The following is a 25199-nucleotide window of genomic DNA, read 5'->3' as shown; positions in this document are numbered from 1 at the left end:
CGGGAACCACCATGCCCCCCACCGATCCCGCGCCCGATCCCGACGCCACCACCGGCCCCGGCGGCGGGCGCGGAACCACCCCCACCGCAGCCCCCGCCCCAGCCCCCTGCGCATCCGGTCCCGCAGCCGACGCGGCCCCCGGTGGGGAAGGCCCACCCGCCCCGCAGTGCGATGCCCCTCCGCGGCGCGACGCCCCTCCGGAGCACGCCTGCGACGACACCGTCGACCTCTGGCTCTCCGCGCTGCACGACACTCCGCAGCCCGCCGGGGCCGCGCCCCCCGCCCCGCACCCCCGACCCGTCGACGGTCTCCGGGCGGGAGGTGCCGCGGCCACCCCTCCCGCGTACGAACCCGGCCCGGGGCCGGCCGCCCACGCGGTAGCGGCGCACCCCGGCCAGGCCCGGCGCACGGCGCCGTTCCCACCCCCCACCGCCGGCCTCATCGGCGACGTCGAGCGCTGGGGACCGGCCACCACGCCCTTCGGCGCCTTCCGGCTCGTACCGGTGGCCATCCAGCGGGACCTGTCGCTCCTCACCCGCTGGATGAACGATCCGTCGGTGGCCGCCTTCTGGGAACTCGCCGGGCCCGAGGACATCACCGAGCGCCACCTGCGGGCCCAACTCGACGGGGACGGGCGCAGCCTGCCCTGCCTCGGCATGCTCGACGGCGTGCCCATCGGCTACTGGGAGGTCTACCGCGCCGACCTGGACCCGCTGGCCCGCCACTACCCGGCCCGCCCGCACGACACCGGCCTGCACCTGTTGATCGGCGGCGTGGCGGACCGGGGCCGGGGCATCGGCACGGCCCTGCTGCGCGCGGTCGCCGACCTGGTGCTGGACCACCGGCCCGACTGCGGTCGCGTCGTCGCCGAGCCCGACCTCCGCAACCCCCCCTCCATCGCGGCCTTCCTCGGCGCCGGATTCCGCTTCGGCGCCGAGGTGGCCCTCCCCGGCAAACGCGCGGCCCTGATGGTTCGGGACCGGGCGCTACGCCACCTCCTGTGACCTCCGGCACCGAGGAGCCCACCATGCGACCTTCACCGCAGCCGCAGCCGCAGCCGCAGCCGCAATCGCGGTCCGCGCAGCCGCCCCGCCCCCGCCCGGCCTCGGGACCGCCTGGCCGGCCCGAACCGGCCCAGCCCGCGGCGTCACCGCAGGCCGACGCCTGGCAGCGCGCCGGCCGGCGCATGCTGGCCAAGATGCTCGCCGAGTTCGCCTACGAGGGCGTGCTGACCCCCGAGCCCGACACCGAGGCCCCCGCCCCGCCCCCTGCCGGGGCGGAGCCGGTCGCGTATCGCCTCCCGGAGGTGGACGGCGTGACCTATCGCTTCCGCGCCCGCCGCGGCGCGTACGGCCACTGGATCGTGGACCCCGCCTCCGTCACCCCCTGCGCCGACCCCCTGCGCTTCCTCGCCCGCGCTCACCACGAACTGCTCGGCCTGAGCGGAGACACCACCGGGCACCTGCTGCGCGAGCTCACCGCGACCCTGGCCGCCGACGTACGGCTCGACACGGACGCCCTGACCGCCGCCGACCTGGCCGACCTCGACTACGCCGACCTCGAAGGCCACCAGACCGGCCATCCGTGGTTGGTGGCCAACAAGGGCCGCCTGGGGTTCTCGGCCGCCGACGCCGCCCACTGGGCCCCCGAAGCCCGTCATGCCCACCTCCTTCCCTGGCTGGCCGTCCGGCGCGGCCTGGCCCACTACCGAGGGGTGCCCGCACTCGCCACCCCCGACCAGCTCTACCGCGAAGAACTCGACGCCCCCACGCGCGCCACCTTCCGCCGCACCCTCACCGAACACGGCCGGGACTCGGCCGACTACCTCCTGCTCCCCGTCCACCCCTGGCAGTGGGACGAGGTGGTCGCCCCCCTCTTCGCCCCGCAGATCGCCGACGGGAGCATCATCCCCCTCCCCACTGACAACGCCCGCCGACTGCCCCAGCAGTCCATCCGGACCTTCCTCAACGTCACCCGCCCCGAGGCGCGCACCGTCAAGCTCCCGCTCTCCGTCCTCAACACCCTGGTCTGGCGGGGGCTTCCCACCGAACGCACGCTCGCCGCACCGGCCGTCACCGCGTGGGTGCACGGCCTCCGCGACGCCGATCCGTTCCTGCGCGACGAGACCCGGGTGATCCTGCTCGGCGAGACCGCGTCCGTGACCGTCGAGCACCCGCTCTACGACCACCTGCCCGGAGTGCCCTACCAGTACCGGGAGTTGCTGGGCTGTATCTGGCGCGAACCGCTGGCGCCCCGGCTCGACCCGGGGGAGCGCGCACGCACCCTGGCCGCGCTGTTGCACACCGATGCGCGGGGGCGCGCCTTCACCGCCGAACTGGTCGCACGCTCCGGGCTCGCCCCGAGTACCTGGCTGCGCCGTCTGCTCGCCGCCCTGCTGCCGCCGTTACTGCGGTTCCTGTACCGCTACGGAACGGTGTTCTCGCCGCACGGCGAGAACACCGTCGTCGTCTTCGACGAGCGGGACGTACCGGTCCGTCTCGCGATCAAGGACTTCGTCGACGACATCAACGTCAGCGCCCAGCCGCTCCCCGAGCTCGCCTCCATGCCGGCTGACGTGCGGCGGGTGCTGCTCAGCGAGCCGCCAGGGTTCCTCACCCAGTTCATCCACTCCGGTCTCTTCGTGGGCGTCTTCCGCTACCTGGCGCCCCTGTGCGCGGACCAACTCGGCGTACCCGAGCGGCGGTTCTGGTCGCTGGTGCGGCGCGAGATCCTCCGCCACCACCGGCGCTTCCCCGAGCTCGCGGCGCGGTACCGGATGTTCGACCTGCTCACCCCGTCCATCGAGCGGCTGTGCCTGAACCGCAACCGACTGCACCTGGACGGTTACCGAGACAGCCCCCACCGCCCCCACGCCGCCGTGCACGGCTTCGTGCCCAACCCGCTGCACGGTTCGTGACCGGCGCTGTCAGTGGCGCCCCTTAGGCTGGCTTCCCTATGACTCCTTCGCCTTCACCGTCTCTCACCGACCTGCTGCACGCCGCCGTGACCGCCGTCGGCGGCGCGGAGCGTCCCGGGCAGGTCAGCATGGCCCAAGCCGTCGCCGAGGCCATCGGCGCGACCCGGTTCATCGACCAGGACGACGGTGGAGGTGAGACGAAGGGCGAGCACGCGCACCTGCTCGTTCAAGCGGGCACGGGGACGGGAAAGTCGCTCGGCTACCTGGTGCCCGCCATCGCCCACGGCGAGCGCGTGGTGATCGCCACCGCGACCCTCGCGCTCCAGCGTCAGCTCGTGGAGCGCGACCTGCCGCGCACGGTCGACGCGCTGCACCCGCTGCTCCGCCGCCGCCCCGAGTTCGCCATGCTCAAGGGCCGGTCCAACTACCTGTGCCTGCACCGACTGCACGAGGGCGTGCCCCACGAGGAGGAGGACGGGCTCTTCGACCCGTTCGAGGCCGCCGCGTCCCTCCCCGGCCAGGCCACCAGCAAGCTGGGCAAGGACCTGCTGCGGCTGCGCGACTGGGCGGACGAGACGGAGACCGGTGATCGGGACGACATGACGCCCGGCGTCTCGGACCGCGCCTGGGGCCAGGTCTCCGTCTCCTCGCGGGAGTGCCTGGGCGCGTCGAAGTGCACGTACGGAGCGGACTGCTTCGCCGAGGCGGCCCGCGAGCGCGCCAAGCTCTCCGACGTCATCGTCACCAACCACGCGCTGCTGGCCATCGACGCCATCGAGGGCGCCCCCGTGCTGCCCGGGCACGAGGTGTTGATCATCGACGAGGCGCACGAGCTGGTGTCCCGGGTTACCGGCGCGGCGACCGGCGAGCTCACCCCCGGCCAGGTCAACCGCGCCGTCCGGCGGGCCGCGAAGCTCGTCAACGAGAAGGCGGCGGACGCCCTCCAGACGGCCGCCGAGAGCTTCGAGCGGCTCATGGAGCTGGCCCTTCCGGGCCGCCTGGAAGAGATCCCCGAGGACCTCGGTTACGCGCTGATGGCGCTGCGTGACGCGTCCCGCACGGTGATCTCGGCCATCGGCAGCACCCGCGACAAGTCGGTGCAGGACGAGGACGCGGTCCGCAAGCAGGCCCTGGCCTCGGTGGAGAACGTGCACGCGGTCGCGGAGCGCATCGTGGAGGGCTCCGAGTACGACGTGGTGTGGTATGAGCGGCACGACAGGTTCGGCGCGTCGCTGCGGGTCGCGCCGATGTCCGTATCCGGGCTGCTGCGCGAGAAGCTGTTCACCGAGCGTTCCGTGGTGCTCACGTCGGCGACGCTCAAGCTGGGCGGCGACTTCAACGGCGTGGGCGCCTCGCTCGGCCTCGCCCCCGAGGGCATGGCGGAGAAGGCCGGCGCGAACGACCCGACCATGCCGCGCTGGAAGGGCCTGGACGTCGGCTCGCCGTTCGACTACCGCAAGCAGGGCATTCTCTACGTGGCCCAGCACCTCGCCCAGCCGGGGCGGGAGGCCGGGCGGGCCGACATGCTCGACGAGCTGACCGAACTGGTCCAGGCGGCCGGCGGGCGCACGCTGGGCCTCTTCTCGTCCATGCGGGCAGCGCAGACGGCCGCCGAGGAACTGCGTGGCCGGTTGGACACGCCGATCCTGCTGCAGGGCGAGGAGACGCTGGGCGAGCTGATCCGTACCTTCGCCGCCGACCCGCAGACCTGTCTGTTCGGCACGCTGTCCCTCTGGCAGGGCGTCGACGTGCCGGGGCCGAGCTGTCAGTTGGTCGTGATGGACCGGATTCCCTTCCCGCGCCCCGACGACCCGCTGATGAGCGCCCGCCAGAAGGCGGTCGAGGAGGCCGGCGGCAACGGCTTCATGGCGGTCGCGGCGACGCACGCGGCGCTCCTGATGGCGCAGGGGGCCGGCCGCCTGGTCCGCGCCTCGGGGGACCGCGGCGTGGTGGCGGTCCTCGACCCCCGGCTGGCCAAGGCCAGGTACGGAAGCTTCCTGCGGGCCTCGATGCCGGACTTCTGGTACACCACCGACCGCAACCAGGCCCGCCGCTCGCTGGCCGCCATCGACGCCGCGGCGAAGGCAAGCGAGTAGGACGCCGGCCCACACACCACAGTCGGGTGGTGGTGGGACCCTGGTGCGGGCCCCACCACCACCCGAGCGGTGTACGTACGTCGCGAAGTCCGGCCTCGTCGTGGGCGGCATGCCCGGGGCCGTGGAACCGAGGCCCTACGGAGGGCCCGGGCTACGCGGGCCCGGCCTGACCGCGCGTGCCGGCGCCCCCGTCACCACACGGCCGGTCCACGTCACGACCTATGAGCGCAGCACAGGGAGAACCGGGGCGAGGCAGCCCCGGAACCGGCGCAGTGGTCCCGGGGCCGGTCGTGAGAGGCGGTCAGACCCGGCGCAGGACCGCCACTACCTTGCCGAGAATCGTGGCCTCGTCGCCGGGAATCGGCTGGTACGCGGCGTTGTGCGGGAGCAACCAGACGTGACCGTCCTCGCGCTTGAACCGCTTGACCGTGGCTTCGCCGTCCAGCATGGCGGCCACGATGTCCCCGTTCTCGGCTACCGGCTGCCGGCGGACGGTGACCCAGTCCCCGTCGCAGATGGCCGCCTCGACCATGGAGTCACCGACCACCTTGAGCACGAAGAGCTCGCCGTCGCCGACGAGTTGCCGGGGGAGCGGGAAGACGTCCTCAACCGACTCCTCGGCGAGGATCGGCCCACCGGCGGCGATGCGCCCCACGAGCGGTACGTACGAGGCGGCGGGCTTGCCCGCGGTGTCCGCGGGCGGCGTCGCGCTGGGCTGGTCGGAGCCGCGGACCTCGTAGGCGCGCGGCCGGTGCGGGTCTCGGCGCAGAAACCCCTTGCGTTCGAGCGCCATGAGTTGGTGGGCGACGGACGAGGTGCTGGAGAGCCCCACGGCCTGCCCGATCTCCCGCATGGACGGCGGGTAACCCCGTCGCTGCACGGAGTCGCGAATCACCTCGATGACACGCCGCTGCCGATCGGTCAGCCCTGAGCTGTCCGCGCGAATTCCGGGAGGTCGGCCGGGGAGCGAGCGGCCTGGCCGCTGCCCCTCTGGATGTGTGATGGCGTCATTCATCGTGTGTGCCGATTCGAGTCGGTTCCGGGAGCGGTCCTGGGCGGTGATGGTCGCGCTGTCGGCAGTGGTGGTCACGTCGGCCCCTCTCGATATGTTCTCCCTAGTTAGCCAACGGTAGTTGCTTTCGAAAGGTTGCGCCAAACACACGTTCGAGTGAAAATCCGCAGATTAGCTGACGTGATCACGAAGCTTCGTGTATGAGACGGGGAGTGATTTCGAGCCATCACGGTACCGCTCCCCGTGGCGCCGCCCCCTGGCGGGGCGGCATTCCCCGCGCGCCGTGGGTGTGACCGTAGGTAATCGCGGTGAGTGCCGTTCGGCTCCACCGGTGTCGGCTTCGCCTGCGCGTGTGGCGGGCGCGGTGCCGTGCCCCGACGGGTCGCGGGCTCTCGCGCGCGGGAGCGCGCCGGCGCGGGCCTGTAGTGGCGCCCCATGTGCCACTCGCGCCCCCGTGGCCTCGCGCCCGCCCGTCTTCCCGTACCCTCATGGCTGCCGCCGTGCTGTGACACGCCGCGCCGAAGGTTGACGGTCCGCCACCAGATCTAGTGTTTGATGGGTGCCGGTTGCCCATAGGTTGTGGTCCCGGGTGAATCACCGCGGAAGTCTTCGCCTATGCTGGGGGCCGCGTCGACAGCCCCGCCAGCGGGCCCGTCGAAACCATTGACGCTGGGATTCGTACGCCGTTTTCAGGGCGAGAAGGGTGAGGGAGTCATGCACTGCCCCTTCTGTAGGCATCCCGATAGTCGCGTGGTCGACAGTCGCACTACCGATGACGGCTGCTCGATCCGTAGGCGCCGGCAGTGCCCCGACTGCTCCCGCCGGTTCACCACCGTGGAGACGGCGTCACTCATGGTGATCAAGCGCAGCGGGGTCACCGAGCCCTTCCGGCGCGACAAGGTCATCTCCGGCGTGCGCAAGGCGTGCCAGGGGCGGCCCGTCACCGAGGATGCCCTCGCCCAACTCGGCCAGCGGGTCGAGGAGGCGGTTCGCGCCACCGGCAGTGCCGAGTTGACCACGCACGACGTCGGGCTGGCCATACTCGGGCCGCTGCGCGAGCTGGACCTCGTCGCCTATCTGCGCTTCGCCAGCGTGTACCAGGCATTCGAGTCGCTTGAGGACTTCGAGGCCGCGGTCGCCGAACTGCGCGACGGGGCGGCCCGCGCCGCTGACTGAGCGGCCACACACATACGTACCCGGGGCGCTCCGCGTGTCCGGGTGACAGACAGGCATTGCGCCATGGAACAAACTGGCGTAATAGGGCGTTTTGCCCGTATCAGGGAGGCGGAATGACAGAGACGACGAGCGGTCCGGCACGAGGTTCCCGCTCCAAGGGAAGCAAGGCCAGCAAGGGCCTGCGTATCGAGCGCGTCCACACCGTCCCCGGGGTGCACCCGTACGACGAGGTGGTGTGGGAGCGCCGAGACGTCGTCATGACCAACTGGCGCGACGGCTCGGTCAACTTCGAGCAGCGTGGCGTCGAGTTCCCCGACTTCTGGTCGGTGAACGCGGTCAACATCGTCACCAGCAAGTACTTCCGCGGCGCGGTCGGCTCTCCTGGCCGCGAGTCGAGCCTGAAGCAGCTCATCGACCGCGTGGTCCACACGTACCGCAAGGCCGGTGAGGACCACGGCTACTTCGCCTCCCCGGCCGACGCCGAGATCTTCGACCACGAGCTGACGTACGCCCTGCTGCACCAGGTGTTCTCGTTCAACTCGCCGGTCTGGTTCAACGTCGGGACCAAGCAGCCGCAGCAGGTCAGCGCCTGCTTCATCCTCTCCGTCGACGACTCCATGGAGTCGATCCTCGACTGGTACAAGGAAGAGGGGATGATCTTCAAGGGCGGTTCCGGCGCGGGCCTGAACCTCAGCCGCATCCGCTCCAGCAAGGAACTGCTCTCCTCGGGCGGCAACGCGTCGGGCCCCGTCTCGTTCATGCGCGGCGCGGACGCCTCGGCGGGAACGATCAAGTCGGGCGGCGCCACCCGACGCGCGGCCAAGATGGTCGTCCTGGACGTCGACCACCCCGACGTCGAAGCCTTCATCGAGACCAAGGTGAAGGAAGAGGAGAAGGTCCGCGCGCTGCGGGACGCCGGCTTCGACATGGACCTGGGCGGCGACGACATCACGTCCGTCCAGTACCAGAACGCCAACAACTCGGTCCGGGTCAACGACGAGTTCATGCGCGCCGTCGAGGCGGGCAGCTCGTTCGGGCTGCGGGCCCGGATGACCGGCGAGGTCATCGACGAGGTCGACGCCAAGGGGCTGTTCCGGAAGATGGCGGAGGCCGCCTGGGCCTGCGCCGACCCCGGCATCCAGTACGACGACACCATCAACCACTGGCACACCTCCCCGGAGTCGGGTCGGATCACCGCCTCCAACCCGTGCAGCGAGTACATGCACCTGGACAACTCCTCGTGCAACCTCGCCTCGCTCAACCTCATGAAGTTCCTGCGCGACGACGACCAGGGCAACCAGTCCTTCGACGCCGAGCGCTTCGCGAAGGTCGTCGAGCTCGTCATCACCGCGATGGACATCTCCATCTGCTTCGCGGACTTCCCGACCCAGAAGATCGGCGAGACGACGCGGGCCTTCCGCCAGCTCGGCATCGGCTACGCCAACCTCGGCGCGCTCCTCATGGCCACCGGCCACGCGTACGACAGCGACGGCGGTCGCGCCCTGGCCGGCGCCATCACCTCCCTGATGACCGGCACCTCCTACCGCCGCTCCGCGGAGCTGGCCGCGGTCGTGGGTCCGTACGAGGGGTACGCGCGCAACGCCGACGCCCACAAGCGCGTCATGAAGCAGCACTCCGACGCCAACGGCGCCGCCAAGCGCGTGGACGACCTGGACACGCCGGTGTGGGCCGCGGCGACGGAGACGTGGCAGGACGTCCTCCGGCTCGGCGACAAGAACGGTTTCCGCAACGCCCAGGCGTCGGTGCTCGCCCCGACCGGCACCATCGGCCTGATGATGGACTGCGACACCACGGGTGTCGAGCCCGACCTGGCGCTGGTCAAGTTCAAGAAGCTGGTCGGCGGCGGCTCCATGCAGATCGTGAACAACACGGTCCCCAAGGCGCTGAAGCGGCTCGGCTACCAGCCGGAGCAGGTCGAGGCGATCGTGAGCTACATCGCCGAGCACGGCAACGTCATCGACGCCCCGGGGCTGCGCCACGAGCACTACGAGGTGTTCGACTGCGCGATGGGCGAGCGGGCCATCTCGGCCATGGGACACGTCCGGATGATGGCGGCGGCCCAGCCGTTCCTGTCCGGCGCGATCTCCAAGACCGTGAACCTGCCCGAGTCGGCCACGGTCGAAGAGGTCGAGGAGGTGTACTTCGAGGGCTGGAAGCTCGGCCTGAAGGCGCTGGCGATCTACCGCGACAACTGCAAGGTCGGCCAGCCGCTGTCGGCGAAGAAGAAGGAAGAGAAGGCCAAGGCCGAGCCGGAGCCGGAGAAGGTCGTCGAGTACCGCCCGGTGCGCAACCGCCTTCCCAAGGGGCGTCCCGGCATCACGACCTCCTTCACGGTCGGCGGCGCCGAGGGCTACATGACCGCCAACTCCTACCCGGACGACGGGCTGGGCGAGGTCTTCCTCAAGATGTCCAAGCAGGGCTCGACCCTCGCTGGAATGATGGACGCCTTCTCCATCGCCGTGTCGGTCGGCCTGCAGTACGGCGTGCCGCTGGAGACCTACGTCTCCAAGTTCACCAACATGCGTTTCGAGCCCGCCGGCATGACCGACGACCCGGACGTGCGGATGGCGCAGTCGATCGTTGACTACATCTTCCGCCGCCTGGCGCTGGACTTCCTGCCGTTCGAGACCCGCTCGGCGCTCGGCATCCACTCCGCCGAGGAGCGCCAGCGCCACCTGGACACCGGCTCGTACGAGGCCAGCGACGACGAGGTGGACGTGGAAGGACTGGCGCAGTCTGCTCCGCGTCAGCTCGCCGCCCCGAAGCAGACCGAGCGCAAGGTGGAGGTGCCGGCACCCAAGCAGGCGCACAACTCCACCGAGCTGGTGGAGATGCAGCTCGGGCTTAACGCGGACGCCCCGCTGTGCTTCTCCTGCGGGACGAAGATGCGCCGCGCGGGGAGCTGCTACCTGTGCGAGGGCTGCGGCTCGACGAGCGGTTGCAGCTGACCCTGGGCCTCGCTGAGGCGTAGGTTGCCTGACCATGGCGGTGGAGCCGGCTTGCGGCTCCACCGCCTTCGGCGATCCCGACGCTTGGTTGATGCGCTTGACGCAACGTGTTGGCGCGCAAAGGGCTTGTCGCCGCGACTGCCGCCGTGGCACTCTCCGGGCCATGATCAAGAGAATCGAGACCTCCGTCCGCCGATGAGCGGGACGACCGGGACGGGACTGCCCGGATCGCCGACAACCCTGTTCGACCACGCCCTCCGGCTGCATGAACTGGCTCCCGAGAAGCCGCTGCACCGTGACGGGGAGCCGTACCCCGACGACGGGTCGCACCGTCGCCGGAGGGGCCTGCGGGCACGGGAGGGCCGGCGCTCGGCCGGCAAGGGCGCGGCGCTCATCCTCGACAGGCATTTCGCGCGGGCTTCCTCCCTTCCCGCTGAATTGGCCGACGCCTTTCACGACGTCTACGTCCCGATACACCCCAACGAGCACATCGCCGCCGTGGCCGGGCGGGCGGACAGAGAACGCGTTCGCCGTACGGGCCGCTGGCTGGTCCGACATGGCGTCGACCGGTGCTCGGCCACCGTGGGACTGGCCCTGCTCGCTGCCGTGGGAGCAGCCGACCACGACATCCCGTTGATTCAGACGATCGGCCTGCTGTCCGACCGCTTCGGGCCACTGGCGGCGCACGCACTCGAGCGTCAACCGGGCGGTGCCGAGGCCCTGCTCTGGCTCGCTGAGCGAGTCACCGGCTGGGGGCGTGTCTATGTCGTAGAGGCTCTCTGCCGACTCGACGACCCGGCAGCACGACCGTGGTTGCTCCGCAGGGCCTGCGACGGCGACTTCCTCAACGGATACTTCGCCGGCAAGGTCGCCACGGTCGCCAGACTCCATGAGGCGCTCGCAGACCCCGAAACCGACAGCGAGATGATCGACCACACCGGTCGGCTGCTCCACTGCATGAGCGACTGCGAGAGCATGGGACTCACCCTCGCTCACTACCCCCATGCGAAGGCGGTCCTGGAAGCTCATGCTCGCCACGTGGGTTCGCTCAGCCCGACCACGGAGCGCTACTTCACGGTCGCGCTGCTCACTCAGCACCTGACGACGGAGCCTCCCGAAGCCGCGGGGTGCTCTGCGACCCAGCAGGAAGCGATCCGGGCGAGCTACCGCGAAATCCTGGACCGAGCGGAGTGGACCCGGACGGCACGCGCCGGTCTCGCGGCGGATGACAACCGGATGCGGTGGCTCGTCGACCACCGGGCGCCGCAGCTCAGGCTGCGTGCGTTCCCCGATCGAGCGCCGGATATCGGGGAACAGCTCACGCCAGGAGGAAGCGATCCCGGCCGGTAGCGCGCGACAGCGCGGACAGCTCGCGGTGCCGATCGGCGCCCGGACTGAGGTTGCCTACGCCTGAGGTGGCGGGGGTCGGCGGCGCGTCGGCCCCCGCCGCGGCGTTTCTCGACCGCCGTGCTTGAAGAGAGTGCGCCTTCTGGCCGCTCGGTTACCTTTGGGAAGATGCGTACCGTGCATCGGACAAGCGCAGGTCGGACGGCCGCGTCAGGGGAAAGAGAAGGCTCGTGAGCGAATCCACGTGGGGCGGCGACCGGCTGGACCTGGACGCGTACCTGGCACGCATCGGCCTCGCGGCGTCGGCGGGCGACGGCGACAGCACGGACGGGGTCGCACCGCCGGCCCTCGCGGCCGCGGGGCAGCGTGAGCCCGCGGTTGTCGGCGCGAAGCTCGCCGCTGACGTGAGCACGCTGCGTGCGCTGCACCGGGCGCACGTGGCGGCCATCCCCTTCGAGAACCTGGAGATCGTGCTCGGGCGGCCCATCCTGCTGGACATCGAGGCGCTCCAGGCCAAGCTGGTGCGCCAGCGGCGCGGAGGTTACTGCTACGAGCAGAACCTGCTCTTCGCCGCCGCACTGGAACGGCTGGGCTTCTCGGTCACGGGACTCGGAGCACGGGTGCGGATGGGGACCGACAAGCTGACCGCCGAGACGCACATGCTGCTGCGGGTCTCGATCGACGGCGATGACTGGATCGCGGACGTGGGCTTCGGCGGCGAGGGACTCCTGGAGCCGCTGCCGTGGGTCGCCGGTGGTCAGCACCGGCAGGGCGACTGGACCTTCGGACTGGCGAGTGAGGCCGATGGGGTCTGGACGCTGCGTTCGCTGCACTCCGATGGTTGGTTCGACCTCTACGCCTTCACCTCGGAGCAGCGCTACCCGATCGACTACGAGGTCCGTAACTACTACATCTCCACGCACGAACGGTCTCCCTTCGTCTCCCGGCCGGTGGTCCAGCGGACCGACCCCGGCGTGCGGCATCGCTTGGTCGGCGCGCGGCTGTCCCTCGCACGCCCCGACGGCACAACTGAAGAGCGCGAGGTCGCCCCCCAGGAGCTGATTGAGGTGCTGCTCAGCGAGTTCGGCGTCGAACTGGGCGACGCCGATGCGGAAAAGCTTGTCCAGGGGTATGCCTCCGGTTCGTGACGGTGGCGGTCTCGTGGGCCGTACGATGGCGCGGTGCTGGTCAAGTGGATTCGCTGCTCCGTGACGGACCGTCCTGGGTTCGAGCGTGGGCAGCGGAAATGGGCGGGGTTGCTCGGCGAGCCGGGTTTCCGTGGGCAGGGCGGCGGATGGAGCCGTAAGCGTCCGGAGGTGGCGCACGTCTTCGGCTTTTGGGAGAGCAGGGCGTTCTACGACTCCTTCATGGCACGAGCACATGATCGCCTCGCGGCGGGCCAGACGGGGACGTACACGGACATGCAAGTGCTGCTCTTCGAGCGGCAGTTCGACGTCAAGGTCGGCTTCGAGCCGCGCTTTGGCGATGTCGACGTGGTGCGGGTGGCGCACTGCCAGGTGCACGCGGACCGGGTCGAGCACTTCACCTTGATGCAGGAGAAGGTGTGGAACCCGGCGATGGCCGGCTCGCCAGGCATGCTCAGGGGCGTATTCGGTCAGGCCCCCGGCCACGAGTTCCTCGTATTGTCCATGTGGAATTCGGCGGCAGAGCACGGCAAGTACCGCGAGGAGCGAGTGCGACGGCTCGGTACCCGGGCCGAAGTGGACACGGACATCGCCGCGCTGGCGGGCGACGTCGTCGCCATAGAGCCGTCCTGGACCGTGTGACGGGCAGCATCGTCGACCGGGCGTACGTCGTCCGCGCCCTCGCTCTGTGCGGGGCGTGAGCCGAGGGTCCCCGGCTCACGACTCTCGCCGCCTGGCGTGCTCGTCAGCGCTTGGGCCTGAGTGATCGGAGCGCCCCGCACCGCCGTGGCTGTCTCCGACTCGGTCGCGGACAGTGGCGGACGCGGCCGGTTCGCGCACCGTTCCTGTCGATACGGCCGCGGAGGCGTCTCCCCGCGGATCGGCGTGGCGTGGATCGGTCGCCTGTGCGGTCGCGGCCTTCGGGTCGCCTGCCGCGTCGGCTGGCGAGGCTGAGTCGGTGTCGTCCGTATACGCCCCGGCCCGGATCGCGGCCAACACGGCAAGGGCGCTCTGCCGCGCGTGCGTGGCGTCAATCGGCTCACGGGTCACGAGGACCCGGAAGTACAGGGGGGCGGAAACGGCCCGGGCGACGGCGCCCGCGTCCGTCCCGGGTGGAGCCTCGCCGCGCTCTATGGCGCGGCTGATCAGCGGGCCACACCGGGCGAAGCGCTCGCGGTAGAAGTCGCGCAGCCCCTGCGCGGCGCGCTCCGACTGGAACGCCGCCGCGATGAACGCGGTGGGCGCGGCAGCCGTCGCGCGGTCGCCGAAGGTAGCCGCCACCTCATCGGCCAACGCGCACAGGTCGCCTTCGAGCGTTCCCGTGTCGGGCGGCGACCAGGAATCTTCCCCCGCGAGGTCGAGCGCATCCACGAGCAGCCCGTCGACACCACCCCAGCGTCTGTAGAGCGTGGTCTTGTGCACCCCCGAATGTTCCGCGACGTACTCGACGGTCAGGCCCGGATACCCGTGGTCGGCGAGCCCGGTGAGGACGGCATCACGGACGGCCGCGCGAGTGCGGGCCGTCCGCCCACCGGGGCGCACCGTCCCTGGTGCGGCGGCGGAGTCACGAGCCATGTGCAACTCCCGTTGCGTTAGAAGGGCCAGGCGTGTCATGCTGAGCGTAACGCAACTCAAGGTGCATTTGAAGCCCGACTGCGAACTGGGGGTCACTTGCCTACACAAATCTCGCTACGGGACGTCACCGTCTCTCGTGGGGATCGACTGCTCCTCGACGACGTGTCGTTCTCCGCGCGGCCGGGAGAGCGCGTCGGCATCGTGGGGGAGAACGGTGCGGGCAAGTCCACGCTGCTGCGGCTGATCGCCGGCATGGACCGTCCCGACGAGGGCGAGGTCGTCACCATCGCCGACGGCGAGATCGGGTATCTCGCCCAGGCTCCACAGCTATCCCAGGACCACACGGTCGGAGACGCCATAGACCGCGCGTTGGAAGGGCTGCGGCGCATGGAGCGCAGGCTCCGCGTGCTGGAGTCCACCCTCGGCGATGCCCGTAGCGAAGTCCTGGAGGAGTACGGAGAGTTGCTCACCGCGTTCGAGGCCCGCGGTGGGTACGAGGCAGACGTGCGCGTCGACAAGGCCCTGCAAGCCCTGAAGCTCGCGCACGTCGGCCGCGAGCGACAGCTCGGCGAGCTCTCCGGTGGTGAGCAGGCCCGCCTCGGCCTCGCCTGCCTGATCGCCGCGGCTCCCGAGGTGATGCTCCTCGATGAGCCCACCAACCACCTCGATGCCCCAGCCCTGACCTGGCTGGAGGACGCCCTTCGGGCTCACCCGGGCACGGTGCTCGCCATCTCTCACGATCGCGTGTTCCTGGAGCGGGTGGCCACCGCGATCCTGGAGGTGGACGCCGACCGACGGGCACTCGTGCGCTACGGGGGCGGGTACCCGGGTTTCGTGGCGGAGCGCGCCGCGGCGCGGCAGCGCTGGGAGGAGGCGTACAAGCAATGGTGCGCCGACACCGCCGAGTTGTCGGAGTTCGCCGCCACGACCGCACCGCGCGTCGCTCCCGGCCGGGCGAGAAAGGACGGCAACAAGATGGCCTACGGCCGGGACAAGGGGCGTGTCCAGGCGTCGGTCTCCAGCCGAGTGCGCAACGCCCAGGAGCGGCTGAGAAGGCTCCAGGCCGACCCGGTACCCAGGCCACCTGACATGCTGCGATTCGCTGCCCGACCCGCGCAGGGGGCCGCCGGCGGCCAACTGGTCGCCCTGGACGAAGTCCGGGTCGCGGGCCGGCTTTCGGTGCACGCGCTGTCCGTCCGGGCCGGAGAGCGCCTGCTGATCCACGGTGACAACGGGGCTGGCAAGACGACGCTGCTCCGCCTGATGGCCGGAGTGGCGACGCCCGACAGCGGCCGGGTCCACCGCCGAGGACGCATCGGCTACCTCGCTCAGGAGATACCAGTGGACAACCCCCGAGAGCGGCTGCTCGCGGTCTTCGGCCGAGGACTGCCGGACGGGCCCGATGAGCATGCCCAGCGTCTCCTGTCGTACGGGCTGTTTCGCGAGCGCGATCTGCACGTCCCGGTGGGCTCGCTCTCCGTCGGGCAGCGCCGCCGACTCGCCCTGGCTCGCCTGCTGGCCAGGCCGATGGATCTGCTGCTGCTGGACGAGCCCACCAATCACCTCGCCCTGGGCCTCGTCGAAGAACTGGAGGCTGCCCTGGCCCGGTGGCAGGGCGCCCTGGTCGTCGTCACCCACGATCGATCGCTGCGCGCGCGATTCGCCGGCGAACACCGAGAGCTGCGCCGCGGACGCCTCGTCCCCGGCTGATCACCGCCCGTGCCCTTGGGCCTGCGCGAGGCGGGTGAGTGTCACGGCGGCGGCCGGCGGTCGATCTAGGGTGTCCGAATGGCACGACCTCAGCGCATCGTCCTCATCCGCCACGGCGAGTCCGAGGGAAACGTCGACGACACCGTCTACGAAAGGGAGCCCGATCATGCGCTGGCCCTGACACCACGCGGGCAACGGCAGGCCGTCGAAGCGGGCAACGCGCTACGGAGCACCTTCGGAGACGAACCGATCTCCGCCTACGTCTCCCCCTACCGCCGCACCCATGAGACGTTCCACCTGCTGGGCCTGAACCCCTCGCGTACCCGGGTCCGGGAGGAGCCGCGGCTACGCGAGCAGGACTGGGGAAACTGGCAGGACCGTGAGGACGTGCGCAAGCAGAAGGCGTACCGCGACGCGTACGGCCATTTCTTCTACCGCTTCGCACAGGGAGAGTCCGGCGCGGACGTCTACGACCGGGTGGGTGCCTTCCTGGAAAGCCTGTGGCGCAGCTTCGAGGACCCCGACCACCCACGGAACGTCCTGCTCGTGACCCACGGTCTGACCATGCGCCTGTTCTGCATGCGCTGGTTCCACTGGAGCGTCGCGGAATTCGAGTCGCTCTCCAACCCGGGCAACGCCGAATATCGCACCTTGCTACTCGGAGACGACGGTCGCTACCGATTGGACCGACCGTTCGAGCGCTGGTGCACCCCGGAACCGTATCCACTACCGGTTAGAGTTCGCTGCGATGACCGCTGACCGCTTTCAACGCGCCCACGCGAGCCTGCGTGGTCTGGCCGTGGGCGATGCCCTCGGCTCCCAGTTCTTCGTTCCCGCTAACTACGCCCGCCTGCAAGCACGCGCACTGCCTCCCGGCTCCTGGCAGTGGACCGACGACACGGAGATGGCGTGCTCGGTGCTCGCCGTGTTGGCCACGCACGGTCGCATCGACCAGGACGCGCTCGCCACCTCTTTCGCCGAGCACCACGACTTCGACCGCGGGTACGGGCCCGCGGTGAACCGGATGCTGAGGCTGGTGAGGGAGGGAGCCGACTGGCGGGAACTGGCCGCGGCGCTCTTCAACGGCCAGGGCTCGTGGGGCAACGGCGCCGCGATGCGGATCGCCCCACTAGGCGCCTGGTACGCGGGCGACGCCGAGCAGGCGACACACCAGGCGGAGATCTCCGCCTACACCACCCACCAACATCGCGAGGCGGTAGCCGGGGCCATGGCGGTGGCGGCAGCAGCGGCCCTGGTCGCCGCCCCCGGCGGGCCGGGCGACCCCGCGCGACTGCTGGGTGACGTGGTGGCGCTGGTACCGCGCAGTGCGGTTCAGGCCGGGCTGCGCCGCGCCCGCGACATGCTCGACTTCGCCGACCCGGTCACCGTCGCCGCCGTCCTCGGCTGCGGTCGCCGTACCAGCGCGCACGACACCGTGCCCTTCGCGCTGTGGGCCGCAGCCGGAAACCTCGCCTCCTTCGAGCGGGCGTTCTGGGTAACCGCGCAGGCAGGCGGTGATGTGGACACCACCTGCGCCATCGTCGGCGGCGTCCTCGCTGCCAGCCCGGCGGGCGCCCCGCCGGCCGAGTGGCAGGACCGTACCGAAGCGCTCCCCGACTGGCTGCCGAGCCAGCCGCACTGAGCGGGAGTCGCGCCTTCCGCCAGGGCCGGCCCTGACGACGCATCGAGGCCAAGATCCCGGCCCAGCGTGCCGCGGAGCCTGCCGACGCACGCGCCGACCGGGTGAGGCCCGAGCGTCCGCGGTCGCGCGAGGGGGACTACACCCCACCCATGCGGTGCGCACGCGACTACGCACCCAGCGCGAGTGTCCGGCCTCGGGCACCGGAGCGCGAGGCCGCTCAGGCCGGGATGCCCGCCCCGCGATGACATGAGAAACCGGCGGGGCGGGACAGGGCAGTGGACATCCGAGACCGGTCGCCAGAGGCGGCGGGGACGAATCGCGCGCTGAACCAACCGGTAGCAAGGTGCTCGACTTCGGCACTCGGGGCGGCCACCCCACCCCGCGGGAAGTGGTCGACCACGCCCACGTACCCGCTGACGCCACCGCCGTTGACGTCGCCTACGCCCTGACGGCGCACCGCTCGCGGGCGCCCCGACTGCTGACACGTGCCGTGCATGGCGGAGATCACGAGTCACATAGCGCTGAAACGGCTCCGGGTGCACAACCCCTCATCCGGGCGGCGTAGTCTTAGCTTCGCCATGCCCTACGAACCGCCCACTCACACCGTCGAGCGCTCGCTACGCGCCACGACCGGAGCCAAGATCGTCGCCGGAGTCGATGAGGTCGGCCGTGGTGCATGGGCTGGCCCGGTCACGGTCTGCGCCGCGGTCACCGGGCTGCGACGCCCGCCTGCCGGGCTGACCGACTCGAAGCTGCTCACGCGCGAGCGCCGCACGACCCTCGCCGCGGAGCTGACGACGTGGGTCACGGCTCACGGCCTCGGCCACTCCTCGCCGGAGGAGATCGACAAGCTGGGCATGACCGAGGCGCTCCGCTTGGCCGCGACCCGCGCCCTGGACGCACTACCGGTGCGACCCGACGCGGTGATCCTCGACGGCAAGCATGACTACCTCGGCGCCCCCTGGCAGGTGCGTACGGTGATCAAGGGCGACCAGTCGTGCATCGCCGTGGCCGCCGCCTCCGTACTGGCCAAGGTGCAACGAGACGCGATGATGGCGGAATTGGGCGCGGGGTGCTCGGAGTTCTCCTTCGAGGACAACGTGGGCTATCCGTCGCCCGCGCACCGCGCAGCCCTGGAGGAACTGGGCCCCACCCCGCATCACCGACTGTCGTGGGCGTATCTCGATTCACTGCCGCGCTGGCAGCACCTCAAGCGGCCCCGAATCGCACCGGACGTCGTCGACTTGGAGAGCGAAGGCCAACTCGGCTTCGACTTCACCGGGGCCTGAGTAGCCCAACTAGCCACCCGCCGGCGCGCTCCGCGTCGGCGTTTGATAGACATCACATATGCCTCTCATCCCCGAGGAGCCTCAGATTCACGAGAGTGTCCCGGGTCCCCGCGTAGCGCCGGCCTCCGGCCATGCCGCGTCGACCCCTCGTCCTGTTCCCGGTCCCCGGCCCGTTCCGATGCGGCCTGGCCGCCCCGGACCGAAGCGAGGGCCGGCGGCCCCGGCCCAGCGCACGCCAGCGGATGCCGCGCGGCCCACGCCCGCCGTTCCCCCTGTCCCGTCCAAGACGTCGGCCAAGGCGCAACTCCAGCTCATCCCCGCTTCTGAGCAGGGCGCGCTGGACGCTGCGGACGAGGCCGTCGATCTGCTGCTGGAATCCGGTCGCGCCCCTGGCGATGTGCTGGTGCTCACGACGGGTGACCCGCACCCGTGGGCCGCGCACGAACTGTCCTTCGGTGAGGCGTCGTACTGGGCCCAGCACGACGCGGGCGACGACGTCTTCTACGCCGCCGCCGACGCGGGCCGGGCCACCGGACGCCCGGTGGTGGTCGTGGCCGTCAACGGCGGCGCGGACCCAGACGTGGCCCGGCTGCTGCCTCAGGCGATGGCCCGCGCCGGCGTGCTGCTCATCGTCTGCGGTGACCCGCAGCGGATCAACACCATGCTGACCGCGAGCGTCTAGCCTCCAGCGGCCCGCGGCACCGGCCGACATGACGTACCCCGAGCCGGGCGTTTCCTCAACGGGAGGACGCCCGGCTAACGGCGTTCCCTTCCGGCTTGGTCCGCGTTTCGCGCTCGGGGTGGTTGGCGCGGGCGTAGCAGCCGAGCTGACCCATGGGCAACAACACCCGTGACAGCCCCGGCCGCGGGACAGTCAGCACGCCGCCGTCGGTCGCAGGTTGTCGGTGGCAGCGCCGCCCGTTCCGCGGGAAGGGGCGACGTTGCTCGGCGTCTCCGCCTCCTCCGATATGAGCTTGTCAACTGGCGAGCCCACGTACGGACGTCGTCCCCCGCGCCCGTCGCCCAGCACCTGCCAGCCGTGAGGCGTCATCGTGATGTAGGCACCGCAGCGCAGGCCGTGCAGGGTGCACGCGTCCCGCAGCCCCCACATCCAGGCCCCGTCCTCTTCCGTCCAGCCGCCGTCGCCGCCACGGCAGTACATCAGGACCGCCGTACGCACCGGACTCCGCAGCCGCAGGTCGTGCGGGATGATGCGGCGTAGCCGTGCCAGCAGCCCGTTACGCAACTCCCAGCCGTCCGCGACGTCGGCGCGCTGGCGGAACGAAGCGCTGGCCGCCAGCCGCCCGTCCTGCTGTAGTACGCCCACGACCGCGGTGGACAACGTGGGCGCGTGCCGGGCGTACAGGCCGCTGACCAGCTCGCGAGGATTGGAGAGTAGGGGGATGCCGGCGGCAGCCCACTCGGCGGATTCGAGTATGCGTCCCAGTCGGTGGGAGGGGTCGGACGCGGGGGGCGGAGCGAAGCCGAAGGCCACGGTCCTCCCTTCGTTGTGTGCCCGAGCCGGGCGGCGAGCATGGTTCACACGGCAGCACCCAGCCCTGGGGACGCCACGACCGAAGAGCCAGTTCAATTCTCGCGGTCGCGTTGAACGGCGGCAACGAACAGCCGAGGTCGGTGACCGCTATCTAGCTATATGCCCCTCATGTTTCTGGCTGACGCGCCGCTCGGCGCGCCATGCGTCACCCCTGCACCGCGAGAACCAGCGGAAACACCGCTCCCGCGCCGGCTTGGCGAAGCAGTCGAGCCGCGACCGCGAGGGTCCAGCCGGTGTCCGTGTAGTCGTCCACGAGAAGCACCGGGCCATCGGACGAGGACAGTGCCTGGGCCAGGGCCGGGGGTACGGTCAACGCGCCGTCCAGGGCCCGCAGCCGTTGGGCGCTGTTGGTGCGTGGCACGCGCGTGTCGACCCCGTCGTCCCGATAGGCGACGGTGCCCAGCAACGGCATGCGGCCGACGGTCGCGATCCGTTCGCCGAGGGACTGGATGAGCTGTGGCCTGCTCCGCGAGGCCACGGTGACCACGCCTATCGGCCGGCTTGGCGCATCGGGAGCATTGGAGGCCCAACCTCCCGGCCCGCGGGCCCAGTCAGCGATCACCGTGACCACCGCGTTGGCGACGTCGTCGGGCACCTTGCCGTCCGGCGACTGCGGCGCGAGCAGGGGGCGAAGGCGATTGCCCCATCCGATGTCGGACAACCGGCCGAGGGCCCGGCCGGGGGCGGCCTGCTCACCGGCGGGAATCCTGCCCTTGAGGCTGACCCCGATGGCGGGCAGGCCCGTGGGCCACATGCGACGCGACTCCACCTCCACTCCCGGCCGGCCAAGCTCGCCCTGCGCCGTCTGGAGCGCGGCGGCGGAAACGTCAACGGAGAACCTGGCGCCTGCGCAGTTGTCGCAACGACCACACGGCTGCGCTGTCTCGTCGTCCAGTTGCCGGCGTAGGAACTCCATGCGGCACTCCGTCGTGGACGCGTACGCGCGCATCGCCTCCTGCTCGGCCGCGCGCTGTCGCGCCACCCAGGCGTACCGCTCCGCGTCGTACGTCCACGGTTGTCCGGTGGACGTCCAGCCTCCGCGTACTCGACGCACCGCGCCATCCACGTCGAGCACCTTCAACATCGTCTCCAACCGGGAGCGACGCAGCTCGACTTGGGGTTCCAGGGCGGGCAGGGACAACGGGCGGTCGGCCGCCGCCAGCACGTCGAGGGTGCGGCGCACCTGCTCCTCGGAGGGGAAGGCCAGGGAAGCGAAGTACCGCCAGATCGCCTCGTCCTCGCGGCCCGGCAACAGAAGCACCTCGGCGTGCTCAACTCCTCGGCCCGCTCGGCCTACCTGTTGGTAATAGGCGATCGGTGACGCGGGCGAACCTAGGTGCACCACGAATCCGAGGTCCGGTTTGTCGAATCCCATGCCGAGCGCGGACGTGGCCACCAGTGCCTTGACGCGGTTCGCCAGGAGATCCGCCTCCGCGGCCCGGCGATCCGCGTCCTCCGTCTTGCCTGAGTACGAGGCCACGTGGTGCCCGCTGCGGCGCAGGTACGTGGTCACCTCGTCCGCTGCCGCGACGGTGAGGGTGTAGATGATGCCGGAGCCCGTCAACTCGTCGAGGTGGTCAGCGAGCCAGGCCAGGCGATGTGCCGCGTCCGGGAGGTTCAGCACGCCAAGACTCAGACTCTCCCGATCCAGCGAACCCCGCAGCACCAACGTCTGCGTCAACCCGCCTCCCGTGCCCAACTGCTCGGCGACATCGGCGGTGACGCGGGCGTTGGCCGTCGCCGTGGTGGCCAGCACGGGCACGTCAGGTGGTAGGTCGGCCAGCATGGTGCGCAGGCGGCGGTAGTCGGGGCGGAAGTCATGGCCCCAGTCGGAGATGCAGTGCGCCTCGTCGACGACGAGCAGACCCGTCGACGCGGAGAGTGCGGGCAGCACCTGATCACGGAAGTCGGGGTTGTTGAGGCGCTCAGGACTCACGAGAAGGACGTCCACCGCCCCCGCGGCGACCTCCTCCTGGACGGTCTCCCATTCCTCGGTGTTCGCGGAGTTGATGGTGCGCGCCCGAATCCCCGCGCGCTCGGCGGCCTCGACCTGGTTACGCATCAGCGCGAGGAGCGGCGAGACGATCACCGTGGGCCCGCTACCGCGCTCTCGCAGCAGTGCGGTCGCCACGAAGTAGACCGCGGACTTCCCCCAACCGGTGCGCTGGACGACCAGTGCCCTGCGGTGGTCGGCTACCAGGGCCTCGATGGCTCGCCACTGGTCCTCGCGCAGCCTGGCCGTACCCGTCGTGTCACCGACGAGGCGGGCCAGGACGCGGTCGGCTGAGACGCGGAGTTCGTCGTTGGTCATGCCCCCATGCAACCCGATGCCACTGACATCGCGCGAATGAGTCCTGCCGACCTGTGGATAACTTCGCTGGAAGTTTAATTAGTACGACAATCTTCCAATCTGCGAGTTATCCACAGGGCTGGTGGGATCTTGTCGCCCACGCGACTCTCGTGCCATGACGAACCGCAACGAACCCTTCGGTCCCGCCGGCTCCTCCGACTCCTCACCCTCGCGTCATCCCTCGCTCGCCTCTGACCTGGAGCAAGTCACTCTCCGTAGCCCGGCGGAGCTCGCTGACGCCCTTCCGTATCTCCTGGGCTTCTATCCCACTGACAGCGTGGTCATGATCGCGCTGCACGGTGAGAAGGGACGCTTCGGGGGCAGGCTGCGCCTGGGCATTCCGGCCATCCCCGAGGACTGGCCGGACATGTGCGACCAACTCGCCGACTGCCTGATCACCGGCTGCCGTGGACGAGGCCACCAGGTCACCGGCGTCATCATCTTCGTCTGCCAGGACCCTGAGCAGGGGGACAGCGGACGCCAGGTGATGGAACGGCTCCGCCCACTCGTCCAGCGCCTGCGTGTGGCGTGCGGAAAGCTGGAGGCCCCCGTTCTGGAGGCACTCTGCATTTCCGCGGGGACCTTCTGGTCGTACTGCTGCCCTGGCGAGCGTTGCTGCCCTCACGAGGGGACGCCGCTCGTCATGCCCGGCACGACCGCGATGGCTGCCGCCGCCACTTACGCGGGAATCCAGGTGCGTGGCTCGCTGCGACAAATGGAGGCCCGGCTGACGCCGCTGCCCACCACGCGCCTACCCGAGCAGGAGCGGGCGCTGGACGCTGCCGCAGGCACCCTCGTCTCCAAAATGCTCGGAGACTCCGCCCTCGCCGTGCGCGGGCGGACGCTGGACCTGGCGGCAGATGCGCTCAAGCGTTTCCAAGAGGCGGACCCGGTCTCCGGACGCGCGGCGGCGGACGACCGCGACGACGACCTTCTCGCACAGGACGAAGCGGCCGAGATGATCCTCGGCCTCCAAGACCGCGTCACGCGCGACCGAGCCGCGGAGTGGATGGAAGGACCGGTGGCGGAGCCCGCGCTGCGACTGTGGCGAGCCCTCGCGCGCCGTTGCGTGGGCGCCTACGCGGAGCACGCTGCCGCGCCGCTCACCCTGGCGGGCTGGGTCGCCTGGTCGCTGGGGGACGAGCCCGAGGCCCGGGTCGCTCTCAGCCGAGCCCTGCACGCCGATCCCGACTACGTCTTCGCCCGGCTGTTGCACCAGGCCTGCAACGAGGGGATCGACCCCGAGCTGCTCCGCCGGTCGCTACGAAAGGAGCGGGCGGGACGCTCGGCGGACGGCGCACTGCGCAGCGCGGTCCGGGAGGAGCTGCGCCGGATCGACACGCGGAATGGCCGGCAGACTCGGCCACGGCAGAGCGGTCCGCGATCCGCGGCGCAGTGCGCGAGCCTCCAGAAGCCCGATCCCGAGACATCGAAGCGAGACGCTCAGGCCGCGACGGCGAGCGGGCAGAAATGCGAGCAGGGCGCCACTCCTCCCGCGACCAGGGCCCCCGGAGACCAAGAGGCGACCACACCGGCGTCGGCCCTCCGGCCGACGGTGCCCCGCCAGCGACGGCGTAGCGCACCGCCGCGGCCTGCCAGGGGAAGCCGCCCCGCTACGCGACGCGATGTGGGGGAGACCCGTGGGCCAGCGGGTAGGCCCCGGGCGCGCCGCCACGGCGGGCCGCGCGACACCAACGGCACCAGCTAGCCCAGTGCGGGCAACCGCCGCGGCCGGCGCCTGCCTCGCGGAGCGCCTGAGCCCGTCCCGCAGGAAACCAGTACGTCGCCGCAAGCAGCAGGGGCGGGAGCGATGGACCTCGCCTCGGCCCGCGGCAGGCGCCTCGCCAGGTCGACCGCACCACGACCGTGAGTCGACCTCACCGCGACCGTGACAGGCGCCGTGCGCAGCGCAACCGCCTCTGCGCCATGCCGTGTTGATCACGTGGATCGTTTACGCAGACACAGGTTGAGCCGAAGGGGGCGCACGCTGGGCTCGCCGCTCGCCGCTCGCCGCTCGCCGCTCGCCGCTCGCCGCTCGCCGCTCGTGGCAGAGCAAAGGGCCCTCGTGACGCTTCGGGGCCCGGCCTGGCGCCCTTTTTGTCTGGCGGCAGGCGCCGACATCCCCATGCGTCACGCGAGGAGGGCTCGATGCATCGCCTGATCGGGGGACCGCGCCGGCGCCGCGCGCCGCACAGGCTATGCGGCGGGGCTCGGCGCCGTGAGTCGAGCGCCCTGTTTGAGCAGCGAAAGGCGGGATGCGGGCGAGAGGGGACCTGGTCGGGGAGCAGGGCAGTCGGCAGTGGTGGGGCGGCAGTTGGGAGACATCCGTGAGTGAGCGACGATCCGTGGTGGCGTGGGTGGTGGCGATGTTGTGCGCGCTCGCTCGGTGGGTTGTGCCAAGACAATGCAGCGGCCT

At 70.8% G+C, this 25199-nt stretch carries 17 protein-coding genes and 1 pseudogene; 14 read left to right on the top strand and 4 right to left on the bottom strand.

The window, feature by feature from the left end; all coding sequences use genetic code 11:
* Positions 1-11 precede the first annotated feature (11 nt).
* From AC3CHW_RS07355 to AC3CHW_RS07345, 3 genes are read left to right on the top strand one after another with little or no spacing between them, the layout of a single operon-like run.
* Positions 12-1004 carry a GNAT family N-acetyltransferase gene (locus AC3CHW_RS07355; RefSeq protein ID WP_488469957.1) on the top strand — a complete coding sequence of 331 codons (993 nt, stop codon included), beginning with the start codon at positions 12-14 and terminating at the stop codon, positions 1002-1004.
* 23 nt (positions 1005-1027) lie between these two features.
* On the top strand, positions 1028-2917 hold the full coding sequence (locus AC3CHW_RS07350) for an IucA/IucC family protein (protein ID WP_488469956.1): 1890 nt from the start codon (positions 1028-1030) through the stop codon (positions 2915-2917).
* Between the two features lie 38 nt (positions 2918-2955).
* Positions 2956-5013 (top strand): ATP-dependent DNA helicase, encoded by a 2058-nt coding sequence (locus AC3CHW_RS07345; RefSeq protein WP_459248562.1) that lies wholly within the window; start codon positions 2956-2958, stop codon positions 5011-5013.
* A gap of 301 nt (positions 5014-5314) precedes the next feature.
* Here AC3CHW_RS07345 and lexA read toward each other — a convergent pair whose 3' ends face one another.
* Positions 5315-6103, bottom strand: a complete 789-nt coding sequence (gene lexA / locus AC3CHW_RS07340; protein WP_176164485.1) for a transcriptional repressor LexA — start codon at positions 6101-6103, stop codon at positions 5315-5317.
* A gap of 636 nt (positions 6104-6739) precedes the next feature.
* Here lexA and nrdR point away from each other — a divergent pair.
* The 5 genes from nrdR (at position 6740) to AC3CHW_RS07315 (ending at position 13304) form a co-directional block, all read left to right on the top strand.
* Positions 6740-7201, top strand: coding sequence for a transcriptional regulator NrdR (gene nrdR / locus AC3CHW_RS07335; RefSeq protein WP_176166475.1), 462 nt, complete (start codon positions 6740-6742; stop codon positions 7199-7201).
* A 113-nt stretch (positions 7202-7314) separates the two neighbouring features.
* Positions 7315-10170, top strand: a complete 2856-nt coding sequence (locus tag AC3CHW_RS07330) for a vitamin B12-dependent ribonucleotide reductase (RefSeq protein WP_398611824.1) — start codon at positions 7315-7317, stop codon at positions 10168-10170.
* Positions 10171-10365: 195 nt separating this feature from the next.
* Positions 10366-11520 (top strand): hypothetical protein, encoded by a 1155-nt coding sequence (locus AC3CHW_RS07325; RefSeq protein ID WP_488469955.1) that lies wholly within the window; start codon positions 10366-10368, stop codon positions 11518-11520.
* Between the two features lie 227 nt (positions 11521-11747).
* Positions 11748-12665, top strand: a complete 918-nt coding sequence (locus AC3CHW_RS07320) for an arylamine N-acetyltransferase family protein (protein ID WP_488469954.1) — start codon at positions 11748-11750, stop codon at positions 12663-12665.
* 33 nt (positions 12666-12698) lie between these two features.
* Positions 12699-13304 carry a YdbC family protein gene (locus AC3CHW_RS07315; RefSeq protein WP_176164489.1) on the top strand — a complete coding sequence of 202 codons (606 nt, stop codon included), beginning with the start codon at positions 12699-12701 and terminating at the stop codon, positions 13302-13304.
* A gap of 324 nt (positions 13305-13628) precedes the next feature.
* On the opposite strand, the pseudogene AC3CHW_RS07310 reads toward AC3CHW_RS07315, so the two are convergent.
* Positions 13629-14237: pseudogene (locus AC3CHW_RS07310) on the bottom strand (TetR/AcrR family transcriptional regulator); the annotation flags it as partial.
* Positions 14238-14333: 96 nt separating this feature from the next.
* Here AC3CHW_RS07310 and AC3CHW_RS07305 point away from each other — a divergent pair.
* The 5 genes from AC3CHW_RS07305 to AC3CHW_RS07285 all read left to right on the top strand — a co-directional run bounded on the left by AC3CHW_RS07305 (position 14334) and on the right by AC3CHW_RS07285 (position 19560).
* On the top strand, positions 14334-15947 hold the full coding sequence (locus AC3CHW_RS07305) for an ABC-F family ATP-binding cassette domain-containing protein (RefSeq protein ID WP_488469953.1): 1614 nt from the start codon (positions 14334-14336) through the stop codon (positions 15945-15947).
* Between the two features lie 78 nt (positions 15948-16025).
* A complete protein-coding gene (locus AC3CHW_RS07300) occupies positions 16026-16706 on the top strand; it encodes a histidine phosphatase family protein (RefSeq protein ID WP_398611828.1) in 681 nt (226 codons plus the stop codon).
* Positions 16696-17589, top strand: a complete 894-nt coding sequence (locus AC3CHW_RS07295) for an ADP-ribosylglycohydrolase family protein (RefSeq protein WP_488469952.1) — start codon at positions 16696-16698, stop codon at positions 17587-17589. Before AC3CHW_RS07300 ends, AC3CHW_RS07295 begins: the two co-directional genes overlap by 11 nt.
* A 578-nt stretch (positions 17590-18167) precedes the next feature.
* On the top strand, positions 18168-18878 hold the full coding sequence (gene rnhB, locus AC3CHW_RS07290; protein ID WP_488469951.1) for a ribonuclease HII: 711 nt from the start codon (positions 18168-18170) through the stop codon (positions 18876-18878).
* Positions 18879-18936: 58 nt separating this feature from the next.
* Positions 18937-19560, top strand: a complete 624-nt coding sequence (locus AC3CHW_RS07285) for a hypothetical protein (RefSeq protein ID WP_398611831.1) — start codon at positions 18937-18939, stop codon at positions 19558-19560.
* 192 nt (positions 19561-19752) lie between these two features.
* Here the strand turns inward: AC3CHW_RS07285 and AC3CHW_RS07280 are convergent, their stop codons facing one another.
* The gene (locus AC3CHW_RS07280; protein WP_488469950.1) at positions 19753-20373 is read right to left on the bottom strand and encodes a hypothetical protein; all 621 of its coding nucleotides are present in this window, start codon (positions 20371-20373) and stop codon (positions 19753-19755) included.
* Between the two features lie 205 nt (positions 20374-20578).
* The gene (locus tag AC3CHW_RS07275; RefSeq protein ID WP_488469949.1) at positions 20579-22744 is read right to left on the bottom strand and encodes a RecQ family ATP-dependent DNA helicase; all 2166 of its coding nucleotides are present in this window, start codon (positions 22742-22744) and stop codon (positions 20579-20581) included.
* Positions 22745-22898: 154 nt separating this feature from the next.
* On the opposite strand from AC3CHW_RS07275, the gene AC3CHW_RS07270 reads away from it, so the two are divergent.
* Positions 22899-24491: a DUF4192 domain-containing protein gene (locus AC3CHW_RS07270; protein WP_488469948.1), complete on the top strand. Its 1593-nt coding sequence runs from the start codon at positions 22899-22901 to the stop codon at positions 24489-24491.
* The last annotated feature ends 708 nt before the right edge of the window (positions 24492-25199 follow it).

The organism is Streptomyces sp. MGP-BFMKR1, assembly GCF_057766585.1.
The sequence above is the reverse complement of the archived record's forward strand: the minus strand, read 5'-3'. Positions and strand labels throughout refer to the sequence as shown.